The 16,786-nt window shown below is 73.3% G+C and carries 13 protein-coding genes; 8 read left to right on the top strand and 5 right to left on the bottom strand.

Translation table 11 applies throughout. The annotated features are described in order from the left end of the window. Nucleotides 1-26 precede the first annotated feature (26 nt). From ACH499_RS13150 to ACH499_RS13125, 6 genes are all read left to right on the top strand, one after another. On the top strand, nucleotides 27-1,241 hold the full coding sequence (locus tag ACH499_RS13150) for an acetyl-CoA C-acetyltransferase (RefSeq protein WP_399015458.1): 1,215 nt from the start codon (nucleotides 27-29) through the stop codon (nucleotides 1,239-1,241). Between the two features lie 67 nt (nucleotides 1,242-1,308). After that, nucleotides 1,309-2,829, top strand: a complete 1,521-nt coding sequence (locus ACH499_RS13145; RefSeq protein ID WP_399015456.1) for an enoyl-CoA hydratase-related protein — start codon at nucleotides 1,309-1,311, stop codon at nucleotides 2,827-2,829. Further along, nucleotides 2,822-4,120, top strand: coding sequence for a sensor histidine kinase (locus ACH499_RS13140; protein WP_399015454.1), 1,299 nt, complete (start codon nucleotides 2,822-2,824; stop codon nucleotides 4,118-4,120). The genes ACH499_RS13145 and ACH499_RS13140 overlap by 8 nt, the downstream gene beginning before the upstream one ends. Nucleotides 4,121-4,180: 60 nt before the next feature. After that, nucleotides 4,181-4,855, top strand: a complete 675-nt coding sequence (locus ACH499_RS13135) for a response regulator transcription factor (RefSeq protein WP_356203424.1) — start codon at nucleotides 4,181-4,183, stop codon at nucleotides 4,853-4,855. Between the two features lie 537 nt (nucleotides 4,856-5,392). Further along, a complete protein-coding gene (locus tag ACH499_RS13130; protein ID WP_356203426.1) occupies nucleotides 5,393-6,175 on the top strand; it encodes a cytochrome d ubiquinol oxidase subunit II in 783 nt (260 codons plus the stop codon). Continuing rightward, nucleotides 6,172-8,340 (top strand): MMPL family transporter, encoded by a 2,169-nt coding sequence (locus ACH499_RS13125; RefSeq protein ID WP_356203428.1) that lies wholly within the window; start codon nucleotides 6,172-6,174, stop codon nucleotides 8,338-8,340. The genes ACH499_RS13130 and ACH499_RS13125 overlap by 4 nt, the downstream gene beginning before the upstream one ends. Nucleotides 8,341-8,430: 90 nt before the next feature. Here the strand turns inward: ACH499_RS13125 and ACH499_RS13120 are convergent, their stop codons facing one another. After that, nucleotides 8,431-10,137: an MFS transporter gene (locus tag ACH499_RS13120; RefSeq protein ID WP_356203429.1), complete on the bottom strand. Its 1,707-nt coding sequence runs from the start codon at nucleotides 10,135-10,137 to the stop codon at nucleotides 8,431-8,433. Nucleotides 10,138-10,280: 143 nt separating this feature from the next. On the opposite strand from ACH499_RS13120, the gene ACH499_RS13115 reads away from it, so the two are divergent. Beyond that, entirely contained in the window at nucleotides 10,281-10,934 is a 654-nt protein-coding gene (locus ACH499_RS13115; RefSeq protein WP_399015451.1) for a hemerythrin domain-containing protein, read from the top strand. 62 nt (nucleotides 10,935-10,996) lie between these two features. Here the strand turns inward: ACH499_RS13115 and ACH499_RS13110 are convergent, their stop codons facing one another. The 4 genes from ACH499_RS13110 to ACH499_RS13095 form a co-directional block, all read right to left on the bottom strand. Then, a complete protein-coding gene (locus ACH499_RS13110; protein WP_399015449.1) occupies nucleotides 10,997-12,202 on the bottom strand; it encodes a helix-turn-helix domain-containing protein in 1,206 nt (401 codons plus the stop codon). Nucleotides 12,203-12,277: 75 nt separating this feature from the next. Continuing rightward, nucleotides 12,278-13,162 (bottom strand): dTDP-4-dehydrorhamnose reductase, encoded by an 885-nt coding sequence (gene rfbD / locus ACH499_RS13105; protein WP_399015447.1) that lies wholly within the window; start codon nucleotides 13,160-13,162, stop codon nucleotides 12,278-12,280. Then, complete coding sequence (gene rfbB, locus ACH499_RS13100; protein WP_356203437.1) at nucleotides 13,159-14,139, bottom strand: dTDP-glucose 4,6-dehydratase; 981 nt, start codon at nucleotides 14,137-14,139, stop codon at nucleotides 13,159-13,161. The genes rfbD and rfbB overlap by 4 nt, the downstream gene beginning before the upstream one ends. 195 nt (nucleotides 14,140-14,334) lie before the next feature. Next, on the bottom strand, nucleotides 14,335-15,471 hold the full coding sequence (locus ACH499_RS13095; RefSeq protein WP_399015445.1) for a nucleotide disphospho-sugar-binding domain-containing protein: 1,137 nt from the start codon (nucleotides 15,469-15,471) through the stop codon (nucleotides 14,335-14,337). 220 nt (nucleotides 15,472-15,691) lie between these two features. Here ACH499_RS13095 and ACH499_RS13090 point away from each other — a divergent pair, with 220 nt between their 5' ends. Further along, on the top strand, nucleotides 15,692-16,759 hold the full coding sequence (locus ACH499_RS13090; RefSeq protein ID WP_399015443.1) for a glucose-1-phosphate thymidylyltransferase: 1,068 nt from the start codon (nucleotides 15,692-15,694) through the stop codon (nucleotides 16,757-16,759). The last annotated feature ends 27 nt before the right edge of the window (nucleotides 16,760-16,786 follow it).

The following is a 16,786-nucleotide window of genomic DNA, read 5'->3' as shown; positions in this document are numbered from 1 at the left end:
CCCCCCGCACCCGAGGAGTTCCCCGCATGACAGCCGAGGCGTACGTCTACGAGGCGATCCGCACCCCGCGCGGCCGGGGCAAGGCGAACGGCGCCCTGCACGGCACCAAGCCCATCGACCTGGTGACCGGTCTGGTCCACGAGCTGCGGCGCCGCCTGCCGGACCTCGACCCGGCCGCGATCGACGACCTGGTGCTCGGCGTGGTCGCCCCCGTCGGCGACCAGGGTGCGGACCTCGCGCGAACCGCGGCGCTCGCCGCGGGCCTGCCGGACACCGTCGCCGGCGTGCAGCAGAACCGCTACTGCGCCTCCGGCCTCGAAGCGGTCAACCTGGCGGCCGCCAAGGTCCGTTCGGGCTGGGAGGACGTCGTGCTCGCCGGCGGGGTGGAGTCCATGTCCCGGGTGGCGATGGGCTCCGACGGCGGTCCCTGGTTCCACGACCCGATGACCAGCCTGGCCACCGGCTACGTCCCCCAGGGCGTCTCCGCGGACCTCATCGCCACCGTCGAGGGCTTCTCCCGCCGGGACGTCGACGAGTACGCCGCCCTGTCCCAGGAGCGGGCCGCCCAGGCGGTGAAGGAGGGACGGTTCGACCGGTCGCTGGTGCCGGTGCGCGACCGCAACGGGCTGACCGTGCTGGGCCGCGACGAGCACCCCCGGCCCGGCACCACCGTGGAGTCGCTGGCCCGGCTGCGGCCCTCGTTCGCCGAGTTGGGCGAGAGCGGCGGCTTCGACGCCGTGGCGCTGCAGAAGTACCACTGGCTGGAGAGGATCGACCACGTCCACCACCCGGGCAACTCCTCCGGCATCGTGGACGGAGCGTCCCTGGTCGCCGTCGGCTCGAAGGAGGCCGGCGACCGCTACGGACTCACCCCGCGCGCCCGGATCGTCTCCGCCGCCGTCTCCGGCACCGAGCCCACCATCATGCTGACCGGCCCCGCACCGGCCACCCGCAAGGCCCTCGCCAAGGCCGGGCTGACCATGGACGACATCGACCTCGTCGAGGTCAACGAGGCGTTCTCGGCGATCGTGCTGCGCTTCGTGAGGGACATGGGCCTGTCGCTGGACAAGGTCAACGTCAACGGCGGCGCCATCGCGCTCGGCCATCCGCTCGGGGCCACGGGCGCCATGCTGCTCGGCACCCTCGTGGACGAACTGGAGCGCCGGGACGGGCACTTCGGCCTCGTCACGCTGTGCGTGGGCGGCGGCATGGGCATCGCCACGGTCGTCGAACGCGTGTAGAGCGCGCACCGCACCGGACAACAGCCACGGCACGAGGAAATCCAGGTCACGTGAGGGGCACCGAACAGTGAGCCACGTTCCCACCATCCGCCTCGGGCGCGACGACACCGGGGTCGTGACCCTCGTGCTCGACGACCCGGCCCGGTCCGCCAACACCCTGCACGAGGCCTTCGCCGCCGACCTCACCCGCGTCGCCGGGCAACTGGAGACGGAGCGGGAGTCGGTGCGCGGGATCATCCTCACCTCCGCCAAGAGGACCTTCTTCGCGGGCGGCGACCTGGACCACCTGGGCGGGGCCGGGCCCGAGGACGCCGCGGAGCTCCTCGCCTTCACCCTGCGCGTCAAGCGGGCGCTGCGCCGCATCGAGACCCTGGGCGTGCCGGTCGTCGCGGCGCTGGGCGGCGCGGCCCTCGGAGGCGGGTACGAGATCGCCCTCGCCTGCCACCACCGCGTCGCCCTGGACACCCCGGCCACGCTGACCGGCCTGCCCGAGGTCACCCTCGGGCTGCTCCCGGCGGGCGGCGGGGTGACCCGAGCGGTACGGCTGTTCGGCGTGCGCGAGGCACTGTCCGGGCTGCTGCTGACCGGCCGGCGGTACACCCCCCGTGAGGCGCTGGAGGTCGGGCTCGTCCACGAACTGGCGGCGACGCCCGAGGAGCTGACCGAACGGGCCCGCGCCTTCATCGACGCCCACCCCGTCTCCCGGCAGCCCTGGGACACCCCGGGCCACCGCATCCCCGGCGGCACCCCGGCCGACCCCGGCCTCGCCGCCGTGCTGCCCTCCCTCACCGCCACGCTGCGGGGCGCCACCGGCGGCGCCCCCTACCCGGCGCCGCGCAACATCCTGGCCGCGGCCGTCGAAGGCTCCCAGGTCGACTTCGAGACCGCCCAGGTCGTCGAGTCCCGGTACTTCGTGGAGCTGGTGACGGGGCAGACCGCCAAGAACATGATCCAGGCGTTCTTCCGCGACGTGCGCGCCGTGAACGCCCGGCACCGGCGGCAGGTCCTCGCCCCCGGCGCCCTCACCTTCGGCCCCGCCGGCACTCCCCCGGTCGGCGTGGACACCTCCCCCGGCTTCTTCGCCGCCCCGCTCGCCGCCCGGCTCGTCGACCGGTTCGCCGAGGAGGGGGCGGCGATGGCCGCGGAGGGCGTCTCCCCCGTCTCCGCGCGGCGGGCGGCCGAGGGGGCGGGCTACCCGGCCGGCGCCGTGGCGCTGTGGCACGGGATCGGCGCCGGGGCGTCACCCGGCCGCACACGGACGGCCGAGGCCTGCGCGCAGGCCGGACTGCCGCTGGGCGACCTTCAGGAGCGACTGCTTTTCGGCCAGGCACTGGAGGCACTGCGCTGCCTGGAGGACGGCGCCGTCGGCTCCGTCGCCGAGGCCAACCTCGGCTCGCTGTTCGGCGCGGGCTTCCCCGGCTGGACCGGCGGCGCGCTCCAGTACATCAACGGCTACCCGGGGGGACCGGCCGGTTTCGCCGCCCGGTGCGAGAAGCTGACCGAGCGGTACGGCGACCGGTTCCGCCCGCCCCGGCTGCTGCTGGAGACCGTGTCCGAGGGCGGCGAAAAAGCAACGATCCGTGGCTGAGGGGGTGCCGGCGCCGCACTGGTTCGCCTGGCCCGGCCGGGCGAAGGTCCGTACCCTGAACACCATGCTTCCCTCCTGGGCTCGGGCATTCCGACTGGACCGTGTGGTCGCGTTGACCGGCCTCGCCCTGTTCGTCGACTGCGGAGCGCGCGCCTGGCTCGAGGGCGCCGACACGTCGCCGGCCGAGGTGCTGGGCTGGGCGCTGGCCCTCGTCGGCTGGCTCGCGCTCGGCTTCCGCTACCGGTGGCCCGTCTCCGTGGGCGCGGCGACCATGCTCGCCGGAGTCGCGTACTACCAGCTCACCGAGAGCGACGGGCCGACGCCGGTGGTCGTCTTCATGGTGGCGCTCTACACCCTGGCCAGGGTCGGCCGGCTCGCCGTGGTGGTGAGCCTCGCGGTCGTCGTCATGCTCGTGGTCACCTACGGCGAGTTCGTCGCCGTGGGCGACCAGCGCAAGGTCGACAACATGTCGATCATGCTGCTCAGCGGCTGGTTCCTGAGCGTCATCGCGTTCGGCCACGCGATGCGGGTCCGGCAGGCGTTCCAGCACGAGGCCGAGCAGAGGGCCCTGGCCGCCGAACGGGAGCGCGACGTACGGGCCCGGCAGTCGGCCACCGAGGAACGGCTGCGGATCGCCCGTGAGTTGCACGATGTCCTGGGCCACAGCATCTCCCTGATCAATGTGCAGGTGGCGGCGGCCCTGCACCGCAGCGCCAAACGCCCGGGCCAGACCGCCGAGCTGATCAGCGCCCTGGAGTTCGTCCGGGACAACAGCAAGGAGGCGCTGCGCGAGCTGCGCGGCACGCTGGGCGTGCTGCGCCAGGTGGACGAGGAGGCCCCGACCGCGCCGACGGCCGGTCTGGAGCGCCTCGGTGAACTCGCCGAGCGGGCCAGGGCCACCGGACTGGCGGTCACGCTGGAGACGCACGGCGAGGCGCCCGTGATCCCGCCGCAGATCTCGCTGGCCGCCTACCGCATCGTGCAGGAGTCGCTGACCAACATCACCCGCCACGCGCAGGCACGCAACGCCGTCATCGACGTGCGCTACGCGCCGGACGAGTTCCGGGTGCGCGTCGAGGACGACGGGCGGGGCGCGGCGGACGGCATCGCGGGCAGCGGTATCGCGGGCATGGCCGAGCGGGCCCGTGCGCTGGGCGGCGAACTGACCGCGGGCGACACCGGTTCGGGCTTCCGGGTGGAGGCCCGGCTGCCCCTGTGCCCGTTGGACGAGGACGCCCGGCGGGCCGGCAGTGCCGCTCCCGCGGTGGCGGGCGCGGCGGCGGACCGCTGACGGCCGGTTTCCCGTGGCCGATGCGGCCGGCCGGACCGCCGTGTGACTACCCTGTGCCGCATGACGACCCCCATCAGAGTCGTGCTCGCCGACGACCAGAGACTCGTGAGAGCCGGATTCCGGTCGATCCTCGACGACGAGGACGACATCGAGGTCGTGGGCGAGGCGGCCGACGGCGTCGAGGCGGTGCGGCTCGCCGGTGAACTGCTGCCGGACATCGTCCTGATGGACATCAGGATGCCCGAGGAGGACGGTCTGGCCGCCACCCGGCGGATCACCGAGGACGAACGGCTGTCCGGGGTGAAGGTGCTGATACTGACCACCTTCGACATGGACGACTACGTGTTCAACGCCCTGTACGCGGGTGCCTCGGGGTTCCTCGTCAAGGACACCGAGCCGATGGAGCTGCTGCACGGCATCCGCGTCTGCTCCCGCGGCGACGCCCTGATCGCCCCCAAGGTGACCCGCCGGCTCATCGCGGAGTTCACCAACCGGGTCCGCCACCCGGACCCGAGCCCGCGGCTCAACGCCCTGACCGCCCGCGAACGCGAGGTCCTCAGCCTGGTGGGCGCGGGCCTGACGAACGACGAGATCGCCCGCCGTCTGGTGCTCAGCCCCGCCACCGCCAAGACCCACGTGAGCCGCATCATGTCCAAGCTCGGCGCCCGTGACCGCACCCAGCTCGTCATCACCGCCTACGAGTCCGGCATGATCACGCCGGGTTGGCTGAGCTGACACCCACCGGCCGTACGGCGGGGGCCCCGGGATCCGGGGGTGCGGCCCCTCTGCCGGGCCGGTACCTCGCTCCCCCGGGCGCCCGCCCGCCGCGTACTCCCCAACGACCCCGGTAGTAGTGCCGGTGCGGCCGGGCGCGCCCGAGCGCGGGACTCCGGGAACGCTCTGACCTGCGACGACGGCAGGGTGAGCGGGGTGAGGCGGCCGGGGTGTGCATCCCCGGTGGTACGTCCCCGCCCTGTCTGCAACCGGCGTCGTACGCGGGGTGCAATCCGGTGGCCGACGCGCGGGAGCGAGCCGTGAGCCGATCGTAGAGGCGTGGAACAGCAGACCACCCCCGATCCCGCCCGTCGGCTTAAATCCCCCGGAGCCGTCGGGCGTAACCGCCCGGCTCCCGGGTGCGCTCCGGCAAGCTCGCCGGCCGCGTCCGGGAGCCGGCGGTCCCCTCTGTCCGCGCCCGTACCGGCGGCCGTCCTCCCGGGCGCCCACCGGTGCGGCCACGACCGCCGTCCCCGGCCGCGCCGGGGGTGAGCGGTCATGGAGCTGGTCGCCGTCGTGCTGCTCGCCGGCTGCTTCGCCGCGTACTTCGTGCTCGGCGGAGCGGACATCGGCCTGGGCATGGCGCTGCCGTACCTGGGGCGCGACCGCGCCGAACGGCGGCAGGCCGGCGGCGCGCTGTGGCCGACGTCCGTGGTTCACGAGGGCTGGCTGCTGCTGGCCGTCGCGGTCCTGGCCGCCTGCTTCCCCGCGCTCGTCGGCGAGGTGACCGGCGGACTGTGGGCGGTGCTCGTCCCGCTGCTGGCCGGCTGGCTGGTGCGCAACACCGGGCTGTGCTGGCGGGCGGCGGGCGGAGGCCCGGTGTGCGACGCCCTGGTGGTGGCGGGCAGTTGCCTGCTGGCCTGCGGCTGGGGCTGGACGCTGGCCTCCGTGGTCGACGAGGAGTCGGTCCGGCCCGCACCGCCGGTGACCGGCGCTCCGACCGCGGCGGGGGTCGCCCTCCTGTTCCTCGCCCACGGCGTGAGTTCGGCCGCGCTGCGGCTGACCGGAGCGCCGCTGCGACGCGCCCGCGTGCTGACGGGTCAGCAGGCGGGCGCTCCCTCGTTCGCCCTGACCTCCGCGGTCATGGCGGCCCTGCCCCTGCTGGCCGGGCACCGGCTGCCGCTGTGGGAGAACGTCGCCCACGGCTCCGTACAACGTCTGCTGCTGCCCCTGCTGATCTGCGCCGTTCCCCTGCTGCTCGCCGCCCAGGCGCGGCTGCGGCGCCGGTCGGGCGCACCAACCCACTGTGAACCCTGTGGAGAGAGACCGAAGCAACCATGACTCTGACCGAAGAGACAACCCAGACACAGAGCCGGGAGGGCGTGTTCGCACGCGTCGCCGGCTTCTCCTACCGTCGGAAGTGGCTGGCCCTCATCCTGTGGTTCGCCGTGCTGGTGGGCGTGTGGGCGGCCGCGACGGTGGTGGGCGACGACTACCGCGAGGACTACGCGCTGCCCGGCACCGAGTCGCAGGCGGCGGCCGACGTGCTCGCCGAGCACGGCGCCGCCCACGCCGGTGACACGGTGTCCATCGTGCTGCGCGACAAGGACGGGCTGAAGACCCCGGAGGTCGAGAAGCGCGTCGAGGGCATGCTGGCGGACGTCGCCAACCTGCCCAACGTGGAGCAGGTGCGCAGCCTGTACGACGACTCCGCCGCCGTCTCCGAGGACGGCACCATCGGTTACGCGACCGTGGTGCTGGAGGTCGCCTCGAAGGAGATGCCGAAGGAGGACACCCAGAAGATCTACGACGCCGCCACCTCGATCGAGGGCGACGGGCTCCAGGTCGAGCTGGGCGGTGACGCGGCCCGTGTGCTCGGCGAGAGCTCGGGCAGCGCGGCCGAGGGCGCCGGTCTGCTGGCCGCGCTGGTCATCCTGGTGTTCATGTTCGGCACGATCATCGCCGCCGGACTGCCCATCATGACCGCGGTGTTCGCGGTGGGTTCGACGCTCGGGGCGATCGTCCTGATGTCGCACCTGTTCACGATCGCCGACTGGACGACGTACGTCATGATCCTCGTCGGCCTCGGCGTCGGCATCGACTACGCGCTGCTGATCTTCGCCCGCTTCCGGGCGGAGCTGGTGCGCGGGATCGCCCCGGAACGGGCCACCAAGGACGCGCTGGACGTGGCCGGACGTTCGGTGTTCTTCGCCGGCTGCACGGTCATCCTCGCCCTGCTCGGTCTGGTCGCCCTCGGCCTCGGCTCGCTGCAGGGCATGGCGGTGTCGGTGGCGCTCACCGTGCTGGTCACCATGATCGCCTCGCTGACCCTGCTGCCCGCCCTGCTGGGCATCTTCGGCGAGCGCTTCGCCCGTCAGTTCACCGCGCGGGCCGCCAAGCGCGTGGCCCAGGGCAAGCCCGTCGAGGGCACCGTGTGGCGCAAGCTGGCCTCCGGGGTGCAGCGCCGGCCGCTGGCCGCGCTGCTGGCCGCCGCGGTGATCCTCGGCGCACTGTGCGTGCCCGCGCTGACGATGCGGCTGGGCTTCGCGGACGCGGGCAGCGACGCGCCCGACACCACCAGCCGCCAGGCCTACGACCTGCTGTCCGACGGCTTCGGCCCCGGCTTCAACGGTCCGCTGATCGTGATCGTGGACGGCGGCGAGGGCGGCGCCGAGCAGGCGGGTGCCGTGGTCTCCCGGGCGCTGAACGACGTCCCGGGCGTCGAGGCCGCCACTCCGCCCGTTCCCACCCAGGACGGCAAGGCCGCGACGGTGCTCGCCTTCCCGGCCTCCTCGCCGCAGGACGAGAAGACGTCCGACCTGGTCGCCGAGTTGCGGGACGACGTGCTGCCCCCGCTGGCGTCGGACACGGGTGCCCGGTACCTGGTGGGCGGTTCCACGGCCGCGGCCGAGGACTACTCGCAGAAGGTCTCCGACCGGATGCCGCTGTTCGTGACGATCGTCGTGGGCCTGTCGATCCTCCTGCTCATGGCGGTCTTCCGCTCGGTGCTGATCCCGCTCAAGGCGGCGCTGCTGAACCTGCTGAGCATCGGTGCCGCGCTGGGCGCCATCACCCTGGTGTTCCAGCACGGCTGGTTCGGCGTGGAGCCCGGGCCGATCGAGGCCTACCTGCCGGTGATGATCTTCGCCGTGGTGTTCGGCCTCTCGATGGACTACGAGATCTTCCTGGTCTCCCGTATCCACGAGGAGTGGGTCCGCACCAAGGACAACGCCCTGGCCGTCCGGGAGGGCCTCGCCCACACCGGTGGTGTGATCACCGCGGCCGGCGCGATCATGGTCGTCGTCTTCGGCGCCTTCATGCTGAGCCCGCAGCGTCTGCTCCAGCAGACGGGCTTCGGCATGGCGGTCGCCATCTTCGTCGACGCGGTCGTCATCCGCTGCCTCATCGTCCCGGCCGTCATGCAGCTCCTGGGCCGCCGCGCCTGGTGGCTCCCGGCGCCCCTGGAGCGCCTGCTCCCGAAGATCGAGCTGGAGAAGAGCAACTGACACGCCGTACGGCCTGAGAGCACCGCGGCACGACCGAGGCCCTGGACCGGAACTCCTTCCGGTCCAGGGCCTCTTCGTGTCGGCGGCGGGTCACACGATGGCCGCCGCGTCCTTCTCCGGGCGGGCGAAGCGCGGCAGCGCGAACATCAGGGCGGTCATGAGGGCGAAGAGGCCCATGACGGAGAACAGGCCCATCCGGAAGGCTCCCGAGAAGGTCTCCGCCTGGACCTCGGGGGTGTGCTTGGCCAGCACGTCCTGCACGGCCGTGAGCTGTGCCCGCGTGACGCCGGGGGGCTGCTCGCGGCAGCTCTCCGGCATCGCCTCGGGGCTGACGTCGGCCATCCGGTCGTGCACGCAGGCGCGGAAGCCGGCGAGGATGTCGTCACCGGTGCGCGTGTCGGTGATGCCGGCCGCCACCAGGTCCTGCCGGATCTGCGGCTCCACCGCGTCGACGCCCTTGCCGGACTGACCGGGCAGCCCGGAGAGGAAGAGGACGGCCATGAGGGCGATGCCGACCGCGCTGCCGAGCTGGCCCGAGGTGTTCAGGACCCCGGAGGCGGAGCCGGCGACCTTGTGCGGGACGCCGGTGAGGGCGAAGTCGAGCACCGGTGCCAGCACCGCCCCCATGCCGAGGCCGAAGACGAACAGCGGCGCGCTCATCTCCCAGGAGGTGATCTCCACGCCGTACCGGTCGTGCGCCCACACCAGCCCCAGCGCTCCCGCGATCAGCAGCAGACCGCCCCCGAAGAGCACCTTGCGCCCGAACTTGGGCGTCAGGAACTGCACCGTCGTACCCGCCGAGACCAGGAGGCCGAGGAACATGGGCAGCCCGGTCAGTCCGGCGCGCATCGCGGACCAGCCGAGCCCGGTCTGCAGGCACAGGGTCCACATCAGGAAGAAGGTGCCGTACGCCACGCTGTAGAGGAAGTTGACGCCGAAGCCGGCGGCGAAGCTGCGTGCCTGGAACAGTTCCAGCGCGATCAGCGGGGAGCCGCCGCGGGCGATGAGCCTGCGCTCGTGGACCACGAAGACGGCGAGGACCGCGACTGATCCGGCGAGCATCCCGAAGGACCAGGCGGGCCAGCCCAGTTCGCGCCCCTGCGTCAGCGGATACACCAGCAGCAGCACACCGGCGGTGGCGAGCACCACGCCGACGAGGTCCAGCCGGGGCGCGTCGGTGTCCCGCGACTCCCGGACGAGGTACAGGGCGGCGAAGAAGGTGAGGATCCCGACCGGGATGTTCAGCAGGAAGATGGGCCGCCAGCCCCAGCCCAGCAGGTCGGCCTCCACGAGGACGCCGCCGAGGATGGGCCCGAAGACCAGGGCCAGTCCGCCGATGCCGCTGAACATCCCGAACACCTTGCCGCGCTCCTCGGCCGGGAAGGTGACGTGGATGATCGACAGCACCTGGGGGACCATCAGGGCGGCGGTGGCGCCCTGGACCGCCCGCGCGGCGATCAGTGTGCCGGGGTCGCCGGAGATGCCGCACAGCAGGGACGACACGGTGAAGCCGGCCATGCCGATCAGCAGCATCCGCCGGCGCCCGTAGAGGTCGCCCAGGCGCCCCCCGGTGATCAGCAGCGCGGCGAAGGCGAGCGCGTAGCCGGAGGTGGTCCAGGCGACCTCCGAGTAACTGGCCCCGATGTCCTGCTGGATGGCGGGCACCGCGACGTTGACGATCGTCACGTCCAGCAGGTCCATGAAGGACGCGAAGAGGATGACCGCCAGCGCCAGCCACCGTTTGGGGTCGGGCGGGTTCTCGGTCCTCTCGGGGGTTTCTTCGACGGAAGCGGTCATCGGATATCCGGCCTTTCGGAGGGGTCGGTGGTCGACTGCCACCAGATGGTAAGAGGAACGAGTATCTTTGTCACTGAGATGCTTGACTGATAAGTCACTTCGCCGTACGTTTCCGGGAACGACCACAGTGGTGAGGAGTTGCGATGACCACACACCCCACCCGCAGGCGCCAACTGCCGCCCGGCCGCGTGGACTTCTCGATCATGTATCTGACGCACGACGCGTTCCTGCGCGACCTGGAACGCCTGCGCGCGGCCACGCGCGAGGGCCGCACCGGCGACCTTGCCGTGCGCACCGGATGGGAGACCTTCAAGCACCAGCTCCACGTCCACCACGTCGGTGAGGACGAGGCGATCTGGCCGCAGCTCCGGGAGAGGCTGGAGCGTGCCGAGGACGTCGCCGTCATGGACCTGATGGAGGCGGAGCACGGCGCGATCGATCCGATGCAGGACCGCATCGACGCCGCGTTCGCCGTCGGCGGTGGCGAACTGGCCGCCGCCGTCGAGGAGTTCGCCGACGCCCTCGCGGCCCACATGGAGCACGAGGAGGAGCGGGCGCTGCCGCTGGTGGAGACCCACCTCGGACCGGAGGGCTGGGCCCGCTACAGCCAGTACATGCTGACCTCGCAGGGTCTTCCGGAGGCCGGCGCCTATCTGGCGTGGCTGCTGGACGGCGCGCCCGGGGCGGCCCGGGAGAAGACGCTCGGGGTGCTGCCCGAGCCGGTGCGCACGATGTTCCTCGACCGGTTCGAGCCCCAGTACGCCGCCGCGGGGCACTGGAGCGCCACGGCGGCGTGAGCGCGCCGCTCCCCGCGGTGCCGCCGGGGCCACCCGTCCCGCCCCGGGGCGGGTGGCCCCGCTCATGCCGTCACGGGCTCCGCCGCCCGCGCCGGAACGCACAGGGCGGCCGCCCCCCACACGGCACCCTCGCCGAGCCCGGCCAGCAGCACCCGGTCACCGGCGCCCAGCCGGCCCTCCGCCACGGCCCCGGCGAGCAGCGACGGCAGCGCCCCCGCGCCGTGGCCGCCGGCGCACACGACGGGCGGGCCCTCGGGCAGCCCCGGTACGGCCGGGTGGGCGAGGACGCCGTCGACCTGTCCGGTCTCCCATCCGGCCCCGCGCAGCGCCGCGAGCCCCGCGCGCCGCAGCAGTTCGCCGCGGGCCTCGGGCCCGGGGCGCGCGGGACGCGTCTCGTGCGCGCCCGCGCCGGTCCCGTCCGACGCGCCGCCGTGGCCGCCCAGCACCACCCCGCCCACGGCACCGGGCTGCCCCGGTGCCCCGGCGCCGAGCACCACGGCCCCCGCACCGCCGGCCTGCGCGCCACCGCCGTCGACGACGTCGGCGCCGATCAGCAGTGCCCGGCCGACCGTGCCCGAGGTGACGAGGGCGGCGGCGCTGGCCAGGCCGTACAGGAAGCCGGCGCAGGACGCCGACACCTCGAAGGCGGCGACCCCGGCGAGGCCCAGCCGGGCCGCGGCGCGCGGGGCGACGCCACCGGAGCGGCCCGGCGTGGCCGTGGCCAGCAGCAGCGCGTCGACGCCGGGCGCACCGGCCGAGCGCAGCGCACGCCTGCCCGCCTCGACGGCGGCCTCGACGACGCCCGTTCCGCCGGTGTCCGTGCCGGGGGCGGCCTTGGCGTCGGCACCCGTGCCGGGGGTCCGCGTGCCGGACGCGGGTCCGCCGAGCAGGACTCCGCCGTCGCACATCGCGCACCGCCCCGGCCGATGCGCGGGCGGCCCGCCGGCCGGAGTCCAGCTGCCGATGCCCTGGACGACGGCGGCTCTCGTGACCGCGTGGGCGGGGGCCGGCCCGGGCGCGGGGCGCGACAGCGGCGCGTAGCCCGCCCGCACCAGGAGCGCGTCCCGCTGCGGGACGGGCACCCCCAGATGGTCCGTCAGCCTGAGCAGCAGCTCCCGGCTGGGCCGGGCCCGCCCGTTCTCGACGAAGCTGAGGTGCCGGGCCGAGACCTGGGCGAGATCGGCGAGCCGGCTCTGGCTGAGCCTGCGCCGGGACCGCCAGTCGCGTACCACCGTCCCCAGCTCCGGAAGCTGTCCTTCGAGGGTCACGCGTCGGATGCTAGGAGCGTGGGGGGAAGCGCCGCCGCACGCCGCCCGGTAGTCCGTCACCTCGGCACACGGCGTTCAGCGGACGGAGACCGCGGCACGCGCCATCGAGGGCAGCGCCGTGCGCAGCGACTCCCGCCAGTGCGGCAGCGGCGGCAGCCCTGCCGCCGCCCAGCGGTCGTGACCGAGGACGCTGTACGAGGGTCTGGGCGCCGGCCGGGGGAAGTCCCCGGTGCTCGCCCGCGCCACCACCGCCGGGTCACCGCCCGTCTCCTCGATGACGGCGCGGGCGAGGTCGTACCAGGTCGCTGTGCCGCAGGCCGTGCCGTGGTAGACGCCGGCCGGGGCCCCGCCCTCCAGGGCCCGTCCGCCCAGTTCCACCAGGCGTTCGGCCAGCGCACCGGCCCAGGTCGGCTGCCCGTGCTGGTCGTCCACGACCCGCAGCGGCTCACCGGCGGCGGCCCGCGCCAGCACGGTGGCGACGAAGTTGCGGCCGTGCCGCCCGTACAGCCAGGCCGTGCGCACCACGTAGCCGAGGTCCGGCAGCAGTTCGGCCACCGCCCGCTCGCCGAGCAGCTTGCCGCGGCCGTAGGCGTTGAGCGGCCCGGTCGCGGCGTCCTCCGCGTAGGGCCGGCGCGCGTCGCCCGGGAAGACGTAGTCCGTGGAGACCTGGAGCAGCCGGGCGCCCTCGGCGGCGCAGGCCCGGGCGAGCGCGGCCACGGCTCTCCCGTTGACCGCCGTGGCCGCGGTCTCGGCGGACTCGGCGCCGTCCACGTCGGTCCAGGCGGCGGCGTTGACCACCACGTCCTGGCCGGCCACCGCGGCCCGCACCGCCTTCGCGTCGGTGATGTCCAGCGCGTGGCGCGTGAGCCCGGTGATCCGGGCGGCGGGGTCGCGGGACAGGACGTCCAGGAGTTCCCGCCCGAGCATCCCGCCCGCGCCCGTCACCAGCCAGCGCGTCATGTCCGGGCCGCCGTGGGGGCGTTGCCGCCGGTCCGCTCCCACCAGGCACGGTTCTCGGTGTACCAGGCGACGGTCCGGGCGAGCCCCTCCTCGAAGCCGATCCGCGGCGCGAACCCCAGCTCTTCCCGGATCCGGTCGGCGCACAGGGCGTAGCGGCGGTCGTGGCCCTTGCGGTCGGCGACGAAGTCGACCGAACTCCAGTCCGCCCCGCAGGCGGCGAGCAGGCGCTCGACCAGCTCGCGGTTGCTCAGCTCCGCGCCGCCGCCGATGTGGTAGATCCCTCCGGGACGTCCCTTCCGCAGGACGAGTTCCACGCCCCGGCAGTGGTCCTCCACGTGCAGCCACTCGCGGACGTTGCCGCCGTCGCCGTACAGCGGCACGCGCCCGCCGTCGAGCAGCCGGGTGACGAAGAGCGGGATCAGCTTCTCCGGGAACTGGTACGGGCCGTAGTTGTTGGAGCAGCGGGTCACCACCACGTCCATGCCGTGGGTGCGGTGGTACGCCAGGGCCAGCAGGTCGGAGGCGGCCTTGGTGGCGGAGTAGGCCGACGAGGGGGCGACGGGCTGCTCCTCGGTCCAGGACCCCTTCTCGATCGAGCCGTACACCTCGTCCGTGGAGACGTGGACGAAGCGGCCCACCGCGTGCCTGCGCGCGGCGTCCAGCAGGACCTGGGTGCCGAGCACGTTGGTGGTGACGAAGGGGGACGCGTCGTCGATCGACCGGTCCACGTGGGACTCCGCGGCGAAGTGGACCACCGCGTCGTGGCCGGGCATCACCTCGTCGACGGTGCCGGCGTCGCGTATGTCGCCGTGCACGAAGGTGAGGCCGGGCCGTCCGGCGACCGGTTCGAGGTTGGCGGGGTTGCCCGAGTAGGTGAGCGCGTCGAGCACCGTCACCCGTGCCGCGTCCCTCTCCAGCAGCCCCCGGACGAACGCCGAACCGATGAACCCGGCTCCGCCCGTGACGAGTATGCGCATGATGTACCGCTCCTTGTGTCGCCGTGTTCGCCGTGTCGCCGCCGCGGTCGGCGCGCCCCGCCCTCGCGCCCCGGCCGCGTCACGGGGCGGACGCCGTGCCGCGGCACCGCGCCGGCCCGGGGCTCCGGAGCGCGGCGCGGTGCCCGCTCCGGAGTTCCCGGGCCCCGGCCGCCGCACGCGGGCGGGGCGGCTTCCTCACGCGCCGGCCAGTTCCTCCAGCCGCGGGACGACGGTCGATGGGGCGGGCATGGCGCGCATCTCCGCCTGGACCTCGACCGCCGCGGCGCGCAGCTCGCCGTCGTGCAGCAGGGCGTCGATGCTCTCCTTGGCCAGCTGGCTGCTGTCGACGGACAGTCCGGCGCCGCGTTCGGCGACGGCGGCGGCGTTGACGTGCCGGTCGCCCTCGTCGGGCATCAGGATCTGCGGCACACCGGCGTCCAGCGCGGCCAGGGTGGTGCCGGAGCCGCCGTGGTGGATCAGTCCCGCGGAGCTCTGCAGCAGCAGGTTCATCGGGACCCACTCGACGAGCCGGACGTTGTCGGAGAGCGGACCGAGCTTGCTGGTGTCGACGTCGCCCAGGGCGAGCACGAACTCGGCGTCGACGTCGGGCGCCAGCTCCAGGACCCGGTCGAGCTGACCGAGCCCGTCGAAGGCGGGCGCCGTGGTGCCGAGGGTGACGGCGATGCGGGGACGGCCGGCGCTCTCGCCCAGCCAGTCGGGCAGCACGCAGCCGCCGTTGTACGGCAGGTAGCGCATGGACCAGCCCGAGGCGACCCCGTCGACCAGGCTGAGCGGGGCCACGTCGATGGCCTCCCGCCGCTCGGGCAGCTCGACGCCGTAGCGGTCGAACAGCTCGGCGTTCCAGCTACGGACCCGCTCGGTGTACTGCCGGCTGCGGAAGACGCCGTACCCGTGCTCCACCGCGGGCACGCCCACCCGGGCCGCGGCGATGAGGCCGGGGGCGCTGAGGGCGGAGTGGACGACGAGGTCCGGCCGCCAGTCCTCGGCGATGCGGACGTAGCGGTCGACGAGGTCGGTCTGGTGGCTCATCAGCCGCCCGTAGAAGCGCTGGTTGGCCTCGAAGTCGGAGCGGTCGGTCTGCCCCCACTCGGCGGCCAGTTCCGGGTGCTTGCCGAAGGTCTCCATCGCCAGCTTGACCGCGTCGGTGCCCGGGCACACGTCGTACACGGCGAGGCCGGCGTCCTTGACCGCCAGCGCGTCGCCACCGGTGGCGACCAGCACCTCGTGCCCCGCCAGGCGCAGCGCCCAGGCGAGGGGGACGGTCGGGAAGACGTGACCTATTCCGGGGGTGGCGGCAATGAGTACTCGCATGGATCAGTTCCCCTTCCATCTCTTCTTCTCCGCCGCCCATTCCAGCAATGGACCGCCCTCCGGATCCATTACCTGCCGGGTAATAATCACGGCCCGTCAGCCCCGCATCAGCCGGCGGTCAGAACGGTGTCAGAACCGTGTCAGAAAGGCGTCAGGGGAATGCTCCAGAGTGGGACTCCCACGTGCCGAACACCGCACGTACCGGACATCAGGAGGCGCCGTGAAGGGTTTGGTCCTGTCGGGCGGTTCGGGCACCAGAATGCGCCCCTTCACCCACACTTCGCCCAAGCAGCTCGTGCCCGTCGCGAACAAGCCGGTTCTCTTCTATGTCCTGGAATCCATGGCGGAGGCCGGCATCACCGATGTGGGCGTCGTCGTCGGCGACACCGCCGACGAGATCCGCCAGGCCGTCGGCGACGGATCCTCGTTCGGTCTGGACATCACGTACATCCAGCAGGACAAGCCCCTCGGCCTCGGCCACGCGGTGCTGATATCCCGGGACTTCCTGGGCGATTCCGACTTCCTCATGTATCTCGGCGACAACTTCGTCGTGGACGGTATCGACCCGCTCGTCCGGGAATTCCACCGGGAGCGTCCGGACGCGCAGATCCTGCTCACCCGGGTCTCCGATCCGTCCTCCTTCGGGGTCGCCGAACTCGACGAGGGCGGCCGGGTGGTGAACCTGGTGGAGAAGCCGGAGTTCCCCAAGAGCGACCTGGCGCTGGTCGGCGTCTACCTGTTCACCCCGTCCGTGCACGACGCGGTGCGGGCCATCCGGCCCTCCGCGCGGGGCGAGCTGGAGATCACCGACGCGTTGCAGTGGCTCATCGACCAGGGCCTGGCGGTCAACTCGTCGCTGGTCACCGGCTACTGGAAGGACACCGGCAACGTCGCCGACATGCTGGACGTGAACCGCCGGGTGCTCGAGGGCGTCGAGCGGAGCGACGAGGGCGACGTGGACGACAGCAGCGAGATCGTGGGCCGCGTCAGCATCGCCCCGGGGGCCCGGGTGCGCAATTCGCGCATCGTCGGGCCGGCGGTGATCGGCGCGGACGCCCGCATCATCGACACCTACATCGGCCCCTTCACCTCGGTCGCCGAGGGCTGCCGGATCAGCGGCAGCGAGATCGAGTTCTCGATCGTCCTCGCCGACGCCTCCATCGAGGGCGTGCACCGCATCCAGGCCTCGCTGATCGGCCGCCGGGCCCAGGTCACCGCGGCGCGGGAGGCGCCCAAGAGCCACCGGCTGGTCCTCGGCGACCACAGCAGTGTGCAGATCCGCATCTGACGGCGACGGGCCGCCTCACGCGTACAG

The sequence above is a fragment of the Streptomyces sp. NPDC018947 genome (assembly GCF_044390505.1).
Classification (GTDB): Bacteria; Actinomycetota; Actinomycetes; order Streptomycetales; family Streptomycetaceae; genus Streptomyces.
Note: the sequence above shows the minus strand (reverse complement) of the source record. Positions and strands in the feature narration are given on the sequence as shown.